The organism is Vibrio sp. 811 (assembly GCF_033339195.1).
This window is the reverse complement of sequence record NZ_JAWOUB010000488.1, coordinates 1-658: the sequence shown is the minus strand read 5'-3', so window position 1 is coordinate 658 and position 658 is coordinate 1. Positions and strand designations below refer to the sequence as shown.

Here is a 658-nt window from a genome sequence, read left to right as displayed (position 1 = left end):
TGGCTCACTATTGCCAAGCCCTGACGTGCACGGCTTTAAGAGCATCGAATCACTTTACAAATGGGTGAAAGAAGATGTGCAGCCAGAGAAGTTTGTGGAAGTCACCGATGTTGTGCTGATCACTCGCGACAACTTCCGTGAAGAGCTACAGAAAAAAGGTCTTTAAGCCTATTTGCGGCGGTGCAATGACCGCCGCTCTTTCGGGAAACGGAGAGAATGATCATGATAAATTCCCCTTCTTACCTTGAGTTTTGCAACATATCGAAGCATTTCCCAGGAGTTAAGGCATTGAGCAACATTAGTTTTCGCGCCAACAAAGGCAGTATTCATGCGCTAATGGGTGAAAACGGTGCAGGTAAATCAACGTTGCTTAAAACTCTCAGTGGCTTACACCAACCTACTGAAGGCGAGTTGGTCGTCGATGGTAAAGCTTTGGTGTTCAACTCAGCGACTGATGCGCTTGAGCAAGGTATCGCCATTATTTACCAAGAGCTGAACTTGGTACCTGAGCTTAGTGTGGCAGAAAACATCTACCTAGGTCAGTTGCCAACAAAAGGTGGCAGTGTAGATGTGGAAACATTGAACGCTCGAGCGCGAGAACAGCTAAAACGTTTGGGGGAGGATTTTGATCCTTCTCGCCCACTTAAAGAGTTTTCTA

General features: G+C 46.5%; 1 protein-coding gene and 1 pseudogene. Both read left to right on the top strand.

The window, feature by feature from the left end; translation table 11 throughout:
- Positions 1-166 (top strand): annotated as a pseudogene (locus R7Q46_RS27655) (arabinose ABC transporter substrate-binding protein); the annotation flags it as partial.
- 56 nt (positions 167-222) lie between these two features.
- Positions 223-658 (top strand): ATP-binding cassette domain-containing protein (locus R7Q46_RS27650; RefSeq protein WP_318078348.1); only part of this gene is annotated, 436 nt, incomplete at its 3' end.